Annotated in this window: 12 protein-coding genes and 1 tRNA gene; 7 read left to right on the top strand and 6 right to left on the bottom strand. The window is 62.1% G+C overall.

The window, feature by feature from the left end:
- Positions 1-8: 8 nt before the first annotated feature.
- Both NKI73_RS12765 and NKI73_RS12760 read right to left on the bottom strand, forming a co-directional pair.
- Positions 9-356 carry a hypothetical protein gene (locus NKI73_RS12765; protein WP_352630043.1) on the bottom strand — a complete coding sequence of 116 codons (348 nt, stop codon included), beginning with the start codon at positions 354-356 and terminating at the stop codon, positions 9-11.
- Positions 357-811: 455 nt separating this feature from the next.
- Positions 812-2,953 carry a TonB-dependent siderophore receptor gene (locus NKI73_RS12760; protein WP_352630041.1) on the bottom strand — a complete coding sequence of 714 codons (2,142 nt, stop codon included), beginning with the start codon at positions 2,951-2,953 and terminating at the stop codon, positions 812-814.
- A gap of 224 nt (positions 2,954-3,177) precedes the next feature.
- On the opposite strand from NKI73_RS12760, the gene NKI73_RS12755 reads away from it, so the two are divergent.
- From NKI73_RS12755 to NKI73_RS12745, 3 genes are read left to right on the top strand one after another with little or no spacing between them, the layout of a single operon-like run.
- Positions 3,178-4,098: an ABC transporter substrate-binding protein gene (locus NKI73_RS12755; protein ID WP_352630039.1), complete on the top strand. Its 921-nt coding sequence runs from the start codon at positions 3,178-3,180 to the stop codon at positions 4,096-4,098.
- Positions 4,091-6,142, top strand: coding sequence for a Fe(3+)-hydroxamate ABC transporter permease FhuB (gene fhuB / locus NKI73_RS12750; RefSeq protein WP_352630037.1), 2,052 nt, complete (start codon positions 4,091-4,093; stop codon positions 6,140-6,142). Before NKI73_RS12755 ends, fhuB begins: the two co-directional genes overlap by 8 nt.
- A 25-nt stretch (positions 6,143-6,167) precedes the next feature.
- The gene (locus NKI73_RS12745) at positions 6,168-7,061 is read left to right on the top strand and encodes an alpha/beta hydrolase (protein ID WP_352630036.1); all 894 of its coding nucleotides are present in this window, start codon (positions 6,168-6,170) and stop codon (positions 7,059-7,061) included.
- A 33-nt stretch (positions 7,062-7,094) separates the two neighbouring features.
- Here the strand turns inward: NKI73_RS12745 and NKI73_RS12740 are convergent, their stop codons facing one another.
- From NKI73_RS12740 to NKI73_RS12730, 3 genes are all read right to left on the bottom strand, one after another.
- On the bottom strand, positions 7,095-7,514 hold the full coding sequence (locus NKI73_RS12740) for a hypothetical protein (protein ID WP_352630035.1): 420 nt from the start codon (positions 7,512-7,514) through the stop codon (positions 7,095-7,097).
- A gap of 303 nt (positions 7,515-7,817) precedes the next feature.
- Positions 7,818-8,258 carry a hypothetical protein gene (locus tag NKI73_RS12735; RefSeq protein WP_352630034.1) on the bottom strand — a complete coding sequence of 147 codons (441 nt, stop codon included), beginning with the start codon at positions 8,256-8,258 and terminating at the stop codon, positions 7,818-7,820.
- A gap of 244 nt (positions 8,259-8,502) precedes the next feature.
- Positions 8,503-9,666: a porin gene (locus NKI73_RS12730; RefSeq protein WP_352630032.1), complete on the bottom strand. Its 1,164-nt coding sequence runs from the start codon at positions 9,664-9,666 to the stop codon at positions 8,503-8,505.
- A gap of 450 nt (positions 9,667-10,116) precedes the next feature.
- Between NKI73_RS12730 and NKI73_RS12725 the strand changes: the two genes are divergently transcribed.
- The 3 genes from NKI73_RS12725 to NKI73_RS12715 all read left to right on the top strand — a co-directional run bounded on the left by NKI73_RS12725 (position 10,117) and on the right by NKI73_RS12715 (position 12,767).
- Positions 10,117-10,196 (top strand) — tRNA-Ser (locus NKI73_RS12725).
- 151 nt (positions 10,197-10,347) lie between these two features.
- Positions 10,348-11,487 (top strand): porin, encoded by a 1,140-nt coding sequence (locus NKI73_RS12720; RefSeq protein ID WP_352630031.1) that lies wholly within the window; start codon positions 10,348-10,350, stop codon positions 11,485-11,487.
- Between the two features lie 242 nt (positions 11,488-11,729).
- On the top strand, positions 11,730-12,767 hold the full coding sequence (locus NKI73_RS12715; protein WP_352630029.1) for a tyrosine-type recombinase/integrase: 1,038 nt from the start codon (positions 11,730-11,732) through the stop codon (positions 12,765-12,767).
- A gap of 195 nt (positions 12,768-12,962) precedes the next feature.
- Here the strand turns inward: NKI73_RS12715 and NKI73_RS12710 are convergent, their stop codons facing one another.
- The gene (locus NKI73_RS12710) at positions 12,963-14,036 is read right to left on the bottom strand and encodes a cyclic nucleotide-gated potassium channel (protein ID WP_352630027.1); all 1,074 of its coding nucleotides are present in this window, start codon (positions 14,034-14,036) and stop codon (positions 12,963-12,965) included.
- Positions 14,037-14,414: 378 nt separating this feature from the next.
- Here NKI73_RS12710 and NKI73_RS12705 point away from each other — a divergent pair, with 378 nt between their 5' ends.
- Positions 14,415-15,509 carry a branched-chain amino acid ABC transporter substrate-binding protein gene (locus NKI73_RS12705; protein WP_352630025.1) on the top strand — a complete coding sequence of 365 codons (1,095 nt, stop codon included), beginning with the start codon at positions 14,415-14,417 and terminating at the stop codon, positions 15,507-15,509.
- Positions 15,510-15,541 lie beyond the last annotated feature (32 nt).

The raw sequence follows: 15,541 nt of genomic DNA, 5'->3' as shown, positions 1-15,541 counted from the left end.
GATGGTCGTCACAAGACCAGCGTGATGGTGGAGGCAATCAGCATCACGGCGGCAATGCCGACGAACAGGGCGTAGATGCGCGGCCGGTCGAGCAGCAGCGCGTTTCCGGATATCCAGGCAGACGTGGCGCCGCCAAGCGCGAAGAGGAAGCCGTTGCGGTGCCCGAAGACCATCGATGCGGCCATCAGCCCGCCAATGATCAGCGCGCCGAACACGATGATCACGGCAACGGCGTATTTCTCGAAATCGTTGCCGCTTCCCATGCTCGGACCGATCGCGTTCAACGTCGGCAGGTCGTCCGGATCGAAGGGGTTCGTCGACCCGTATTCGTCTTGACCGGCAGGCTCTCGCATCATTCGTTCTCCGTATAGCGGCAACAAATCATCAAGCCTTGCCGAGCGCAACCCGATCCGCGCTGCCTTGATGCGTTCGACCGGTCCTTGACGTCTTCAGGCCTCGGCTTGCCGCCGGCTTTTTTTGATTCGTGTCCTGGCCGTCTTTGGTCTCAGGCAACCCAGGACACGGCTGCCCAAAGGCGAACCGTGGACCCCTCTATCATGGAATGCGTTCGTGGAGGAAAAATGATGCGGGACGTGGATTGGCCTTTGCGGGCAGTGATTTTTGGCGGGGATGAAGTCGCACAGGGCCGTGACGAGCCGAATCGCTTGACCGCCAGTGCGGATGGAGAACAGGGTCGCGTCCAATCGCGGCCTGGACGCGTCGCATCGCCACGGGTTCATGCGACGCGCTTCAGACGGCTGTTCGATGCATGCCAGATCACTGCCAGTCGAGGCGGGCAGGCCGACATGCATCAGAACTTCATGCTGAGGCTGCCCTTGATGACACGGCCTTCGCCATAGATGCAGCTGAGGTCGGGATTGCTGCCGGCCTCGTAGCAAGTCGAATAGTAGGTCTTGTCGAACAGGTTGGAGACATTGAGCGCCGCCTGCCAGCCATTCTTCTTGTAGCGCAGCGCCGCGTCGACCAGCGCATGGCCGGGCACGCTGACTGTGTTCGCATTGTCGCCGAAGCTGGCGCCGATGTAGCGCACGCCGGCGCCGACGCTCAGGCCTTCGAGCACGCCGCTGCCAACCTCGTAATTGGCCCATAGCGATGCCTGGTGTTCCGGTACCCTGGCCGGGCGGTTGCCGATGATGTCGGCGGCATCGCTGGTTATCTCCGCGTCGAGATAGGTATAGGCCGCAATCATGCTGAGGCCGAAAGCCAGATCGGCATTGGCCTCGATCTCCAGGCCACGATGGCGGACTTCTCCGGTCTGCACCTGGTAGACGGGATTGGCTGCTGCCGTCGGCACGTTGGTCTTGCGCAGGTCGAACAGCGAAGCGGTGATGAAGCCGGGGAAGAAGGTCGGCTCGTATTTCACGCCGACTTCGTACTGCTTCCCCAGCGAGGGCAGCAGCGCGTCTCCCGACTGGGTTGGGCCGATATTGGTGGTGAAGGATTCGGCATAGCTGGCGTAGGGCGTCAGGCCGTTGTCGAAGAGATAGCCGATGCCGACATTGCCGGTGAAGGCGTGGTCCTTCTGGTCGTAGCTTCCCGTGCCAATCCGGTCCAGATTGGTGGTGTCGATCCAGGCCTGCCGCCCGCCGAGGGTCAGGACCCAGTGGTCGGCGATCTTGGCCTGGTTTTGTGCATAGAGACCGACCTGGCCGATCGTTTGCTTGCGGTCTGTAATGATGAGACTCGGTGCCGTGACCGGGATCGAGTAGTCCGGGTTCTGGGTGTCCAGCGGTGGACCCTCACCGTAGCCGTTCCGCCCGTCGACCGACTGTCTGCTGTAATCGAGACCGAACAACAGCTTGTTTTCGACCACACCGAAGTCAGCCTTGTATTCGGCCTGGTTGTCGACGTTGAACAGCGTTGCCGTCTCATCCACGGTGAACAGGGTGCGCGACATCGTATGGTCGTCGATCATGTCCGGGCCACCAAGCCATTCGCCATAATAGAGCTGCCGGTAGTCGGTGTCCTGCTGCGAGTAGCGCAGGTTTTGCCGCACCGTCCAATGGTCGTCGAACTCATGGCTGAACTGATAGCCGATCGAACCATGGTTGGCATCGAAGCGGTCGAAGTCGGGCGAGCCGCTGAAGAAACTACGCGGCAGATTGCCATACTGCGCCGGCAGGAACTGAATCGGGGCCAGCTTGTCCCACTGGTAGTTGGCCAGGATGGTCAGGGAGGTCTGCGCATCCGGCTGCCACTTCAGCGCTGGCGCGACGAAGATGCGGTCGTTGCGGGAATAGTCGGTTTCGAGCTCACCGTTGCGAACCAGACCGGTCAGCCGGTAGGACCACACGCCGGCATCGTCGATCGGGCCTCCGATATCCAGCCCGGCCTCGACCGTGTTGAAGCTGCCATAGCTGAGGAAGCCGTCATAGATCGGCTTGTCGGTCGGCCGTTTGGTGACGGCATTGACCATGCCGCCAGCCTCGTTCTCGCCGTAGAGCACCGAGGACGGTCCCTTCAGCACCTCGATTCGCTCCAGCCCATAGGGCTCGATCTTGAAGCCGGAGAAGTCGACCACCTTCTGCGGCAGCCCGTCGCGATAGATCGCCGAGGTACAGAGGTCGAACCCACGAATCAGGCATTGGTCGAAGCGATCGTCGATGCCCCATGGCGAAATGGTAACGCCGGCAAGATAGGACAAGGCGTCCTCAAGCTGCCCCGGCTGGCGGTCGTCGAGCTGCTTGCGGGTCACCACCGAAATCGACCGCGGAATTTCCTTCAGCGGCGTGTCGGTCTTCGAGCCGGTGGTGGTATTCTTGGCGATGTAGCCGTCATCCGGGCCAATGGAGCTGTCGGCCTGTCCCTCGACATTGATCGGGTTGAGTTCGGTCGTGGCATCCTGCGCAAGGGCTTGGGTGCAAAGCAGGGTCGAGAGCGATGCGACCACCAATCCCTGGACCCGCCGATGCGCCGCACGATTTGCACTCAACTCCATCTCGGTACCCTCACTGCCTGCAATGTGCGCAGGGGCCCTGCGCCAATTTCAAATTGTTGACTCATTTAATCATCTTCAATGTTGACTATTAAAGTCATGTTTCATAGTCAACCGGCCATCGGCTGTCGGCAGCCAGATTTTTGAACTGCGTCGTGTTGGAGAAAAACCGTGCCCGAGATCCACGCCCAGCTGGCTTTCCGCACAGGCACCGCGCGGTGATGGCGGCCCTTGAATCCCACAGGGCTGAACGTCTCTGCGGCCGGATCACCCGGCGCGGCGCGCTAGGACTTTTCGTTCTGCCCTTTACCGGAATTGCATCGCCCTCTGCCGCTGCGAAGCCGCTGCGCATCGTCTGCCTGGATGACGGGCTGGCCGAGACCTTGCTCATGCTCGGCGTCAGCCCGGTCGCCATTGCCGGCCGCGACATCTGGGAGAAATGGGTGGTCGAGCCGCCGCTGCCGCCTGAAATCTCCGATGTCGGCACGCTGCTTGAGCCCAATCTCGAATTGCTGCAGCAACTCAGGCCCGACATCATCCTGGCCATGCCGTATCTCGACGGCATCAAGCCGCTGCTCGAACGCGTGGCGCCGGTGACGACGATCGGGCTCTATACCGAAGCCGGGCAGCCCTATCAGCGCGCCGTCGAGGCGACGCGCCAGCTCGCCGGGCTTGTCGGCAAGGAAAGCGACGGTGAGACGCTGATCGCGGCGACAGGCGCTTATTTTTCAGAGGTCCGCCAGCAACTGGCGCCGCTTTCGGCGCGGCCGATCTATGTCGTCAGCTTCATGGATCCGCGCAATGTGCGCGTCTACGGCAAGAAAAGTCTGTTTCAGGAGGTGTTCGACCGCATCGGGCTTGGCAACGCCTGGACGGCCGAGACCAATTATTGGGGATTTTCGACCGTTGGCATCGACGGGCTGGCGACAGCGAGCGACGCGCGCCTCGCCTATCTCGAACCCTTGCCCGAGGGGGCCGGCGGCACGCTGACCGAAAGTCCGGTCTGGAACGCCATGCCTTTCGTGCGCAATCGCTCGATCATGCGCCTGCCCGCCGTCCATATGTTCGGCGCGCTTCCGTCCGCCACCCGTTTTGCTCGGGTCCTGGCGTCGGCAATGACCGCGGAAGCTGCCCATGGCTGACGGTGCTGCGACGATCGTCCAAGAGGGAAAGCCTGCGTCGGCCAGCCGGACCTTGGCAGGGGGCTTTCTCGGCAACCAGCCGATAGGCGCGATCCTGCTTTGCGCGATGCTGCTCGCGGCAGCGTTAGCGGCAACCGTCTCAAACCTCACGGTGCAGCTGCCATCGGCGCTCTGGCTCCAATCGCTCGCCGCTCCCGACATCGCCGACATGCGGCAGGTGCTCGTCCACTACGCCTTCCTGCCCAGGCTTGCCGTCAGCCTTCTGTGCGGCGCGGCACTCGGCCTTGCCGGAACCGTCCTGCAACAGGTCCTGCGCAATCCGCTCGCCTCGCCCGAAACGGTCGGCGTCTCGGCCGGCGCCTATCTGGCCCTGGCACTGGCGACGCTTCTGTCGCCTTCCCTGCTTGCCTTCGGCCGCGAATGGATAGCGCTTGCGGGCGCATTCACGGCCCTTGCCGCCGTCTTCGCTCTGTCCTGGCACAAGGACCTGTCGCCGCTTTCGGTCGTTCTGGCGGGGCTTGTGATCAGCCTTTATGCCGGCGCCATCGGTGCCGCTCTCGTTGTGCTGCGGCATGAATGGCTGGCCAGCCTGTTCATCTGGGGCGCCGGTTCGCTCGGCCAGCAGGACTGGTCGACGACGCTGTGGCTGTTGCCACGCATCGGCACTGCTGCGCTGGCGATCTTCCTCATGGTGCGGCCACTGACCTTGCTTGGCCTCGACGATGAAGGTGCGCGCAGTCTGGGCGTGCCGCTCGGCGCCTATCGCTTCGCCGGACTGGCGGCGGCCGTCGCGCTGATCGCCTTTGTCGTTGCCGCTGTCGGCGTCATAGGTTTCGTCGGCCTGGCCGCAGCGACGCTTGCGCGCATCGGCGGTGCTCGCCGACTGGGCCAGCAACTGGTGATGGCGCCGCTCATCGGCGGGGCACTGCTGTGGGCCGCCGATCAGGGCGTGCAGATCGCGACCGGACCGCAAGGCGACCTGCTGCCGACCGGAGCGATCACCGCACTTCTCGGCGCGCCGCTGCTTCTCTGGCTGCTGCCGCGGCTTGCGCTTGGGTTGGAAACCCCGGCCTTGACGGCCGCGCGCCTGCCTCGCGCAAACCGGCCCGGCTTCCTGCTGGCGGCGATCGGCTTGGCTCTGCTTTTGCTGCTCGGGCTGGCCTTGCTGTACGGGCCGGGACCGCATGGCTGGACCTTCGCTTTCGGCGATGAACTGCAGCCCCTGCTGTCGTGGCGGTGGCCCCGCGTGCTTGCCGCGCTGAGTGCCGGCGCGATGCTGGCGCTCGCCGGGCTGATGATGCAACGGCTGACCGGCAATCCGATGGCCAGCCCCGAAGTGCTTGGCATCAGCGCCGGCGCCGCGCTTGGCATGATGGTGGCGCTGTTCGCGCTCTCCGATGCCGGACGCCCGGTTCAGACGGCGGCGGCAACCGTCGGCGCTTTCGCCGCTTTGCTGGTGACGCTGGCGATCGGCCGCCGTGCCGCCTATGCGCCGGAACGGCTGCTGCTTGCCGGCGTCGCCCTGACGGCTTTGTTCGACGCGCTGATCCTGGTGCTCACCGCCACCGGCGATCCTCGGGCAATGCAGCTGCTCAACTGGCTCACTGGTTCGACCTATGGCGTCGATGTCGGCGCCGCACTGCTGACGGGCGGCATCGCTGTCTGCCTCTTCGCGTTCGCGCCTCTCTTCATACGCTGGCTCGACATCCTGCCGCTCGGCTCCGCCGCTGTTCAAGGCCTTGGCATCAACCTGAAGAGGACGCGGCTTCTCGTGCTGCTGATGGTCGCAGCGCTCACCGCCGCCTCGACGCTGATCGTCGGCCCGCTGACCTTCATTGGCCTGATGGCGCCGCATCTTGCCCGTCGCCTTGGCCTTTCCCGTGCCCTGCCGCAGGCCATTGGCGCGGTGCTCGCCGGCGCGCTGATCATGGTCGCCGCCGACTGGATCGGCCGCACCGCTATCTTCCCGCACCAGATTCCCGCCGGCCTCGTCGCAACGCTGATCGGCGGCCCGGTGCTGATGTGGCTGCTGCGCCGCCGCTGACCTTTTTGTTCCTGTGGAGATATTCATGTCCAAGTCGATGGCGGCGCCAGCCTTGATTGCCGACACGACGGTCCACGACTTTGTCCCGGCACGTGGCGGTGATCCCTGGCGGATATTCCTGCACGTTCCGGCAACTCCGGCACCGGCAGCCGGCTGGCCTGTGCTTTACATGACCGATGGCAACGCCGTCATCGGCACAGCGGTCGACGCCATGCGCGCGCAGGCGTTCTATCCCACGGGCACCAATGTCGGCTGGGGCGTCATCGTCGCCATAGGCTATCCCCTCGAGGGCGCCTATGACCCGCTGCGCCGCTCATGGGATCTCGGCCCACCGCCGGGCAAGACCTATCCGCCCTTCTACGAGGGCACGCCCGAAGTCCGGACCGGTGGGGCAGGGGAATTCCTTGCCTTCATCGAGGACGAACTGAAGCCATGGGTCGCCAGTCGGGTCACGGTCGATGCAAGCCGCCAGGCGCTTTACGGCCATTCCTTCGGTGGCTTGTTTGCGCTCTACGCCCTGTTCACGCGGCCTTCTGCCTTCCAAACCTGGATCGCGGCGAGCCCCGCCATCTATTGGGAAGACCGTGCCATCGACCGCTTTCTCGAAGCCTTCGAGGCCACCGTTCCTGCAGGCCTGACGGCGACTGTGATCTTGTCGGCAGGCGAATACGAGACGGATAAGCTGGCGCCGTTCCAGATCGGTGCCGAGGACGAGGAAAAGCGCCTGCAGCAGAAGAAGGTGACACGCACCGACGAATTCGCGCGAGCAATGGCTGAGCGTCTTGATGCTTTCCCGGGCGTGCGCGCGAACTTCGAACTGCATGCCGGCGAAAACCACATGTCGATCCTGCCAGTAACGGTCAACCGTGCGGTGCAGGCGGCGTTTGCGGTGAGGGGGAAGGATGCCGCCCTTTGCTGAATGCTGCGGCAAGGTGGTTGGCGCCTCGCGCCATCATTCCTGTGAAGGGGAGGCGCTCAATCGGCGGTAGGAGACGCCGCCGAAGCTTGCCGTCACAAAATCCGTGACGGACATCTTGCGCTTGCCTCCATCGCTGCAGGCGTAAACCGGCCAACCGGCATCACTGCATTCGCTGGCAGCGCAGATGCGCGCCAGGCAGTTCCCGATAGTCAGCCGGAAGCCGCCCTTGCCGGCGAAGCCCTGCAACAGGCTGCCGTCCGCCGAACGCCATGTCCGCGCACGAAATTCCGCCCGCAAAAGCAGTGGTTCGAGAGGGACCGCAAGGTTGGTTTCGCCGGCACGCCCTGCGAGCTGCAGACGAAAGCGCGCCATTGCGGTCGTGTATGCGGTCACAAGATCCGCTTGGCGAAAATAGGCGATCGCCAGGCTGGAGCGGTCAAGCAGATGAGACATCCACTCGCCTGCCTCTACCGGCCTCATCAAGGCAACAAAGGCAAGAAAGGCGAAGCAAGCTCGTGACATTTTCCAGCAGCCATATCGATCTCGGCGTGCCGGTTTGCCCCCCGGTTGCCCTCCTATAACATCCCGCTATTCGGCGCCCGGCGCAAGCCGCTTGCTGAGGCAGTCCTGAAGGCCGCCGAGCAAAGGCGCCCGGAGCCGGAGACGGTGATCCGCATCGACGAACTTGTGCGGGCGACGGGCGAGGTGGAGGCGGCGTTTGCGGTCAGGGTGAAGACCTTTACCAGCCAGGGTTCCTTAGCCGATGCGGGCCGGCGGCAGCTCGAACAGGGTGGCGCCGTTCTCCTGGCCGCGCTCGACATAGCCGATGACGCCAAACCATCTTGCGACATCCGGCCCCTGGAGCCAGCTGCGGGAGTGGATGGGGAGGTTGCCGGCGAGCGCCTGGATGTGCTTGATATGCCGCTTGCAGAAGCGAACGGTCGCGGCGCGGAAGAAATCCTCCTGCGCGGCAAACAGCGTATCGGCGGCATCGCTGTTCTCATGCCAGGCAATGATCGCCACGGCCTTGTCGCCCTCGACAAGCGCGTGCGCGCGGCCTTCTTTCAAATTCATCATCAGATTGTCGTAGGCGATCTTGCGGTCCTTGCCAGCCGCGACGTATTCATCCGACATCCGCTTGGACAGACCACGAAAGACATCCTCCAGATCCCCAAGCGTTGCTGCGCGTGCTCTCATTTCTCCTCCTAGCGCCCCGACAGGCAGTTTGCCCTAAGGTTGAGGGATCACCAAGCAAATCGAATCCGCCAGCGGCCCGATGGGAGCAAAGTCGTTTCGCCCTGGCGTTGCGACTGCTCCGCCGCAGAGATGGCAGTTCGAATTCTGCAGGCGGGGAAGATGCAGGACCGCGTACCCATCTTCTGAACAAACAAAAACCCGGCGGTTGCCCGCCGGGTTTTCAATTTCGCCGAAGCGAAATTTATTAGAACGAGCGCTGGAAGCGGAGGAGGCCGCCGACACTGCTCTTCTTGTCGGCATTGGTCCAGTTGGAGAAGTCGGCGTCGTCGAACTTGCCTGCATTGAGGTAGTCGACTTCGGCCGTGATCGTCATGCCGGGAACGATGTCGTAGGCGATGTTCGCGGCGACGCCGAGATTCTTCCAGTCGTCATACGAGATCTGGGCGTTGAACGAGGTCTTCTCGTTGAACTTGTAGGTGCCACCGCCCCACACTGCCCAGTTGCCGCCCCACTGCTTGTAGAAGCCGCGACCGCCAGCCGGAATGGCATAGGTCGGATCATCAAGGTTGTCGTCGGTGCCGTAGCCGCCCATGACCCACAGCTGTATGGCGTCATTGACGTTCACGTCCAAGCGGACCTTGCCGGCGACTTCTTCGTAGTTGCTGTCATAGGCAATGACGCCGGTGATGGCGCCCCAGCCCTGCGTGTACTTCACGCCGCCGACGACGTGCGGAACGTAGCTGTCGATGGTGCCAACGACACCCGAGCCTTCTTCGAGCGAAAGGACGGCCGAGAAGCCGTTGCCAGCGTCGAAGTAGTACTGGACGACGTTGGTGTCGAAATCGCCGTAGGGAACCAGCGTATCCTGGATGATGTTGCCGGCATAGCCGATGAACGTATCGAAGGCCGATTCGTCCTTACCGACGCGCAGGCCACCGAGCTGGATCCAGGCGAAGTTCAGCGAGGTGCCCTTGTTGCCGGCAGTATTGCCAATGGGAAAGCCGTCGTCGTCGACGGCGCCGTAGCCGTTGCGATTGCCGAAGTTCCAGCGGGTCTCGGTGTAGGTCTTCAAGGTGCCGAGTTCGGTTTCCTGGCCGGTCCAGGTCTTCAGCGTGAAGCGGGCATTCTTGTACCAGGTGTCGTTTTCGGAACCGTCTTCGTGATCGAAGCTGCGAGCGCCGTCGAACGAGCCGACGTCGCCGCCGCCAATGTCGTAGCGGACATAGCCGCCGATGCGCAGGCAGGTCTCGGTGCCGGGGATGTAGAAGTAGCCAGCGCCGTAAACGTCGCAAATCTTCACGTATTCAGCGGGTTCCGGCTCGGCGACGACGACGGCGTCGGCGGCGCGCGCACCGGAAACTGCGATCAGGGCCGCAGCGGAGCCGAGGAGAAGGCTCTTAATGTTCATTTTCTGACCTCCAGTCAAAAGTTAAAAAACGGGTCTGGGTATTCTTTGCTGAAGGACAGCGTTCCCTGCCCCATCCCCACTACCGAAAAAGATGCGCACCGCGCCGCTTCCTCGAAACCGACATTACCCATGAGGCGGCGGCGTTCAACCACGATCGTACCGGCGAAAGGACTATTCGGCTGCTATGCCCGGCCTGTGTTGCAGAAACGTCACGATTTGGCCTCACTTAGAAAGCTCTCGTTAACCGTCAGGCCCGCCGCAACCCCTTGTTTGCTGCCGAATCCGGCGATCGGTCGACGGAATCGTGGCCAAGCCCCGAGTCGCTAGCCAGGAAACTGCCGCAGAACCGCCGCATCCATGGAAAGCCGCGGTTCGGTGCGTTCTTATTTTTTCAGATAATGACGCGCGCTTGTTGATTGTGCCGGCGCTTTCTTCATCCAGCGGCGCAACGGAGAGGTGGTCGAAGGCGCTCCCCTGCTAAGGGAGTAGAGGTCAAAAGCTTCTCGTGGGTTCGAATCCCATCCTCTCCGCCCCTTCTGCCTGCTTGAAGACGGGCTTCCAAAAATTACCTCATTAAAACAGGCTGATAGCTGGGTATCCCGCTGCCATCGCCGCGCGATTCGGCGCCAAAATGCTCCGGAAACACCGCTGTTTTGTTCGATTCTGACTGGAGGTCAGAAAATGAACATTAAGAGCCTTCTCCTCGGCTCCGCTGCGGCCCTGATCGCAGTTTCCGGTGCGCGCGCCGCCGACGCCGTCGTCGTCGCCGAGCCGGAACCCGCTGAATACGTGAAGATTTGCGACGTTTACGGCGCTGGCTACTTCTACATCCCCGGCACCGAGACCTGCCTGCGCATCGGCGGCTTTATCCGCTATGACATCAGCGCCGGCGAGGAAGGCAGCTTCGATGGTGCTCGCGCCACCGACGTTGAGGACGGCACCGAAAACGACACCTGGCACAAGAATGCCCGCTTCACGCTGAAGACCTGGACCGGCCAGGAAACCGAACTCGGCACCTTGAAGACCTTCACCGAGACCCGCTGGAACTTCGGCAATGGCGACGGTGCTATTGCCGGCAATGCCACTCCTTCTCTGAACTTCGCCTGGATCCAGCTCGGTGGTCTCCGCGTCGGTAAGGACGAATCGGCGTTCAATACGTTCATCGGCTATGCCGGCAACGTCATCCAGGATACGCTGGTTCCCTACGGCGATTTCGACACCAACGTCGTCCAGTACTACTTCGACGCTGGCAACGGCTTCTCGGCCGTGGTCTCTCTTGAAGAAGGCGCGGGCGCTGGCACACCTGGTTTCTACGGCAGGGGCACGATCGACAGCTACGTTCCGCATGTCGTCGGCGGCGTGAAGTACACGCAGGGCTGGGGCGCCATCACCGGTGTCGTCGCTTATGACAGCAACTACGAAGAAGTTGCCGGCAAGGTGCGTTTGGACGTGAACGTCAATGACGCCATACAGCTGTGGGTCATGGGCGGTTATGGTTCCGATGACAATCTCTCGGATCCGACCTATGCCATTCCGGCTGGCGGTCGCGGCTTCTTCAAGCAGTGGGGCGGCAACTGGGCGATCTGGGGCGGTGGCACCTACAAGTTCAACGAGAAGACCTCGTTCAACACCCAGATTTCGTATGACGAAGACGAGAACCTCGGCATCGCTGCGAACATCGCCTATGACGTCGTTCCCGGCCTCACGGTCACAGCCGAAGTCGACTACGTCAATGCGGGCAGCTTCCCGGCGTCTAACTGGACCGGCGCTGACGATGACAGCGCCATCGGCGGTCTCCTCCGCTTCCAGCGCTCGTTCTAAGGGCTGGTTCCTTACAGGTGAAATCCAGCCCGGGCGCTTCAACGCCCGGGCTGTTTTTGTTTCGTGACTGGGTTTGGGCAGACAGAAGGAAAAGGGGGATTCGGTAGCTGAAAAAGTCTGAAGGGTGATTTCGTGGGATCCTCCCTAGGGTGGATGAAATCGACCGTCCGACTTAAAACTCTTGAAAGGACGTCTCCGAGCGGCTAGGGCTGGACCTATCCACTGGGGGGGCGTGGCTCACAATGACAAACGAAGCGATTCAAGAGGGATATCCCTCTGACCATTTTGCGGTGTTTTCTTCTCAGAATTCGAAGTTTAACTACACATACAACAAGCTCCGAGAAGTAAAGTCGTATAGGGTTGGAGAGCTATTTTTAGCGTACCGGGACATATTATGGGATGATGGGCGGCATAAATACAATGTCAGCTCTTTCATCGGCGAGATAGATGAGCTTCTCCTTGGAGAGCGATTCAGCGCCTTTGACCAGAGTACCCTGGACAATCTTATCGGCACCTTGCGCCAGCGCGGCAACAGCAACGCAACCATCAATCGAAAGATGGCTGCCCTCAGCAAACTGCTGCGCAAGGCTCATAAGATGGGAGATATCCACAGCCTGCCCGAGTTCCGCCGCCAGAAGGAGCGGGCGGGGCGGATTCGTTTCCTCGAAAGGGACGAAGAGGCACGGCTGTTCACCGCCATCAAGAGCCGCAGCGAGGACGCTTACAGGCTTTCCGTGTTCCTGGTCGATAGCGGCTGCCGTCTCGGAGAGGCGCTTGGGCTGATCTGGAACGACATGCAGGAGCATCGCGTCAGTTTCTGGATCACCAAATCCGGTCGCAGCCGGACGATTCCGATGACCGAGCGGGTCAAGGAGGTCATCAAGCTGCCACCCACCGAAGGCCGTCGACCCAAAGGCCCATTCACCAAACTCAGCCAGGCCCAGTTCCGTGCCATCTGGAATGATGCGAAGGCCGAGGTCGGCCTTGGCGCCGACGACCAGGTGGTGCCGCACATCTTGCGCCACACCTGCGCCTCGCGTCTTGTCCAGGGCGGCATCGACATCCGGCGCGTGCAGATGTGGCTCGGTCATCAGACGCTGTCGATGACCATGCGCTACGCGCATCTGGCCACCAACGATCTCGACGGCTGCGTAGTCGTGCTGGAAACACCTCGATGCGCTGGGGCGGACAGCCCTTCTTCATCGGCGAGAACGCAGGAAACAAGGAGCGAGGCGCCCGCAAGTAAAGCACTCAAGGTCGCCAAAAGTGCCAAGTCTTGACGGAGCTTTCCAATTTAACGCCATTCTAATGCATGTCGCCCAAAAGTGTCCTCGGTTTTGGGGGAACGACATGCATGAAACAAGGACCTGAAGCGGGTCGCCTGAATCCGTTCAAACACGATACGCTCTAGCCGAGCCAAGGATTGCTCTCAGGCAGTTGGGCAGCCCTGAATCGCGTCTCCTCCCGACGAACGCTTAGTACGGTCCACCCTTAGGTGCTGCGCCGCGCCGCTCGAGCGCGGTCTTGCGGATGATTTCCGCGATTTCCGGGCTGCTGCTGCACAGCATCTGGAAATCCGCCGAGTGCAGCGACAGGAGTGAGACCGCCGTCGCGGCACTGACGGTCGCCGAGCGCGGTTCGCCGCTGATCAGTGCCATCTCGCCGAAGAAGGCGCCAGGGCCAAGCTCCACCGGGTTCGGCGTCGCGACGCTGACGCGCCCCTCCACGACGAAGAACATCTGATCACCGGTCTCGCCATTGCGGCAGATCACGGCGCCCGCCGGCATGACGCGAGGTCTTAACGCGCGCACGATCTCGACCAGCACGGCCGGGCCGAGCTTCTGAAACAACGGCACAGCGGCGACCAATTGCCAATTACGGACGAAATCCTCGCGGCGGACTTCTTGATAAAAGCCGGTGGCAAGAATGCCAGCCCAGAGCGCGAAGATGCCGATGCCACTCATCATGACCGCCCCGGCCAGGACGCGGCCGGCGAAGCTTTCCGGAATAGCGTCGCCATAGCCGGTGGTGGACAGCGTGACCACTGCCCACCACATTGCCTGGGGGATGCTGCCGAACTTTTCCGGTTGGACGTCGCGCTCGATGACATAGGCCGCAAGCGCGACACCGAACAGAACGACGCCGAAGAGCGTCGTAACGCCGATCAGGTTGCGCGCTTCGTTGGTCAGGATCCTGCCCAGCAGCGGGAAAAAAGTCGAGTCTCGCAGCGGTTTCAGCAGCCAGACAGCACAGTAGAGGCTCCGGTCGGGCATGCCGACGAGCAGAAATGCGGCGAGCGGAACCAAAACCGCGAGCACATCAATTGCGATTGCCGGCGCCCTGTCTCGAACATCTTTCGCCCGGCGCTTGAGCAGCGTCTCCGCCAGTTGCAGGAGATAGACGCCCCAGATGACCGCGAGGACTGCAGCCAGCGCCAGTCTGCTTCGTCCGGACATGTCCGGTGTCGTGAGCGTAGCCACCGCCACAAGCCCAATCGCAGCCAGCAGCGCGTTGAGCGGCGCGTAAATTCTTACGAAAGGCAGTGACATTCTATGCCCACGAGCAGCTGCTACCCTCCCAAACTAATATGCCTTCAAGGCAAGTGCAAAGGTGCTTGCAGTCGCTGCGATGTGCATCACCAACGGTGAACTCAGATATCCCGGGTTGCTTCGTGACCGGACGTGAACAGACAAGCCACAACCGACGAGAATGACCCGATCACGACGCTCACTCCGGTCAGTGGTAACGTCCGGATTTGGCGCGCGATTCCGACCTCAGCGAACGAACTTATGACACGCCATTCCAGTGTACGATTGCTTCGCCAAATTGGGTGTGCGCTGCAATAGCAGCCCGAGACAGCCGCGCTTGCCGAAGGGGCTGTCGGCTCTGACGGGATTGGCGTAAGCTACAGTTAAGGGGGTGCACACATGCACCGCATCATCGCCATAGCGATCTTAGTTCTCGCGGCCGCGTTCAGCTCCGCGCGGGCGGAGGTGCTGATCGGCGTCTCGGCTGCGATGACGGGACGGCTCGCGTGGATCGGCGAGCAGGGACAGCGCGGCGCGGAGATGGCAGTGGCCGACGCCAACACGGCGGGCGGCGTGCTCGGCCAGAAGGTGAGGCTCATTTCGGTCGACGACTTCTGCGATCCCGAGCAAGCTGTGGCGGCCGCCAAGAAGCTGGTGGCTGACGGGGTCGTGCTCGTCGTCGGGCATTATTGCTCCGGGGCCTCGATCCCCGCATCAAAAGTGTACGAGGAGGCGGGCGTCGTTGAGATATCCCCAGGCTCGACCAATCCGCAACTGACCGAACAGGGCCGTGCCAATGTCTTTCGCACCATTGGCCGCGACGACGCGCAAGGTTTCATCGCCGGCAAATACCTTGCCGATCGCTGGGGCAACAAGAAGATTGCGATCCTCCACGACAACTCGACCTATGGGAAGGGTCTCGCCGACGAGACCAGGAAGCAGCTGAACAAGCGGGGCGTGACTGAGGCCGTTTACGCCGCATACATTCCCGGGAAGGACGACTATTCGGCCGAGGTCGCTGCGTTGCAGACCGCCGGCGTCTCCGCCTTATATGTGGGTGGGTATCATGCCGAGGTTGCGCTGATTGCTCGCGCTGCACACGACAGTGGCTACACGGTTCAGCTCATATCCGGAGATGCTTTGGCGACTGAGGAATTTGCCCTGATCGCCGGCCCCGCGGCAGAGGGGACCCTCTTCACGTTCCCGGCGGACCCGAGGCGAAGCCTCGAAGCGGCCGCGGTCGTTGAGCAGTTCCGGGCGGAGAATTTCGAACCCGCGGGCTACACGCTATTGAGCTACTGCGCGGTCCAGGTTTGGGCCCAGGCAGTCTCGAAGGCAGGTTCGCTGGAGCCGAAGGCCGTCATTGCGGCACTGCACGAACAGGAATTCGACACCGTCATCGGCCGGGTCGATTTCGACGACAAGGGCGACCTCACGAAGCAGAGCTGGGTTTGGTACGTCTGGCGCAGCGGAGAATACGTGCCGGTTGAATAGGGTTCGCTGATCGCCGGCATGCCGGCTGAGAT

The organism is Mesorhizobium sp. M0496 (genome assembly GCF_040321205.1).
In the GTDB taxonomy this organism is placed as follows: domain Bacteria; phylum Pseudomonadota; class Alphaproteobacteria; order Rhizobiales; family Rhizobiaceae; genus Mesorhizobium.
Note: the sequence above shows the minus strand (reverse complement) of the source record. Positions and strands in the feature narration are given on the sequence as shown.

Bases quoted from the DNA above. Each gene is read 5' to 3' on its own strand.
- NKI73_RS12765 (WP_352630043.1), bottom strand. From the start codon at position 356: ATGATGCGAGAGCCTGCCGGTCAAGACGAATACGGGTCGACGAACCCC.
- NKI73_RS12735 (WP_352630034.1), bottom strand. From the start codon at position 8,258: ATGAGAGCACGCGCAGCAACGCTTGGGGATCTGGAGGATGTCTTTCGT.
- NKI73_RS12705 (WP_352630025.1), top strand. From the start codon at position 14,415: ATGCACCGCATCATCGCCATAGCGATCTTAGTTCTCGCGGCCGCGTTC.
- fhuB (WP_352630037.1), top strand. From the start codon at position 4,091: ATGGCTGACGGTGCTGCGACGATCGTCCAAGAGGGAAAGCCTGCGTCG.
- NKI73_RS12710 (WP_352630027.1), bottom strand. From the start codon at position 14,036: ATGTCACTGCCTTTCGTAAGAATTTACGCGCCGCTCAACGCGCTGCTG.
- NKI73_RS12715 (WP_352630029.1), top strand. From the start codon at position 11,730: ATGACAAACGAAGCGATTCAAGAGGGATATCCCTCTGACCATTTTGCG.
- NKI73_RS12755 (WP_352630039.1), top strand. From the start codon at position 3,178: ATGGCGGCCCTTGAATCCCACAGGGCTGAACGTCTCTGCGGCCGGATC.
- NKI73_RS12720 (WP_352630031.1), top strand. From the start codon at position 10,348: ATGAACATTAAGAGCCTTCTCCTCGGCTCCGCTGCGGCCCTGATCGCA.
- NKI73_RS12730 (WP_352630032.1), bottom strand. From the start codon at position 9,666: ATGAACATTAAGAGCCTTCTCCTCGGCTCCGCTGCGGCCCTGATCGCA.
- NKI73_RS12745 (WP_352630036.1), top strand. From the start codon at position 6,168: ATGTCCAAGTCGATGGCGGCGCCAGCCTTGATTGCCGACACGACGGTC.
- NKI73_RS12740 (WP_352630035.1), bottom strand. From the start codon at position 7,514: ATGTCTCATCTGCTTGACCGCTCCAGCCTGGCGATCGCCTATTTTCGC.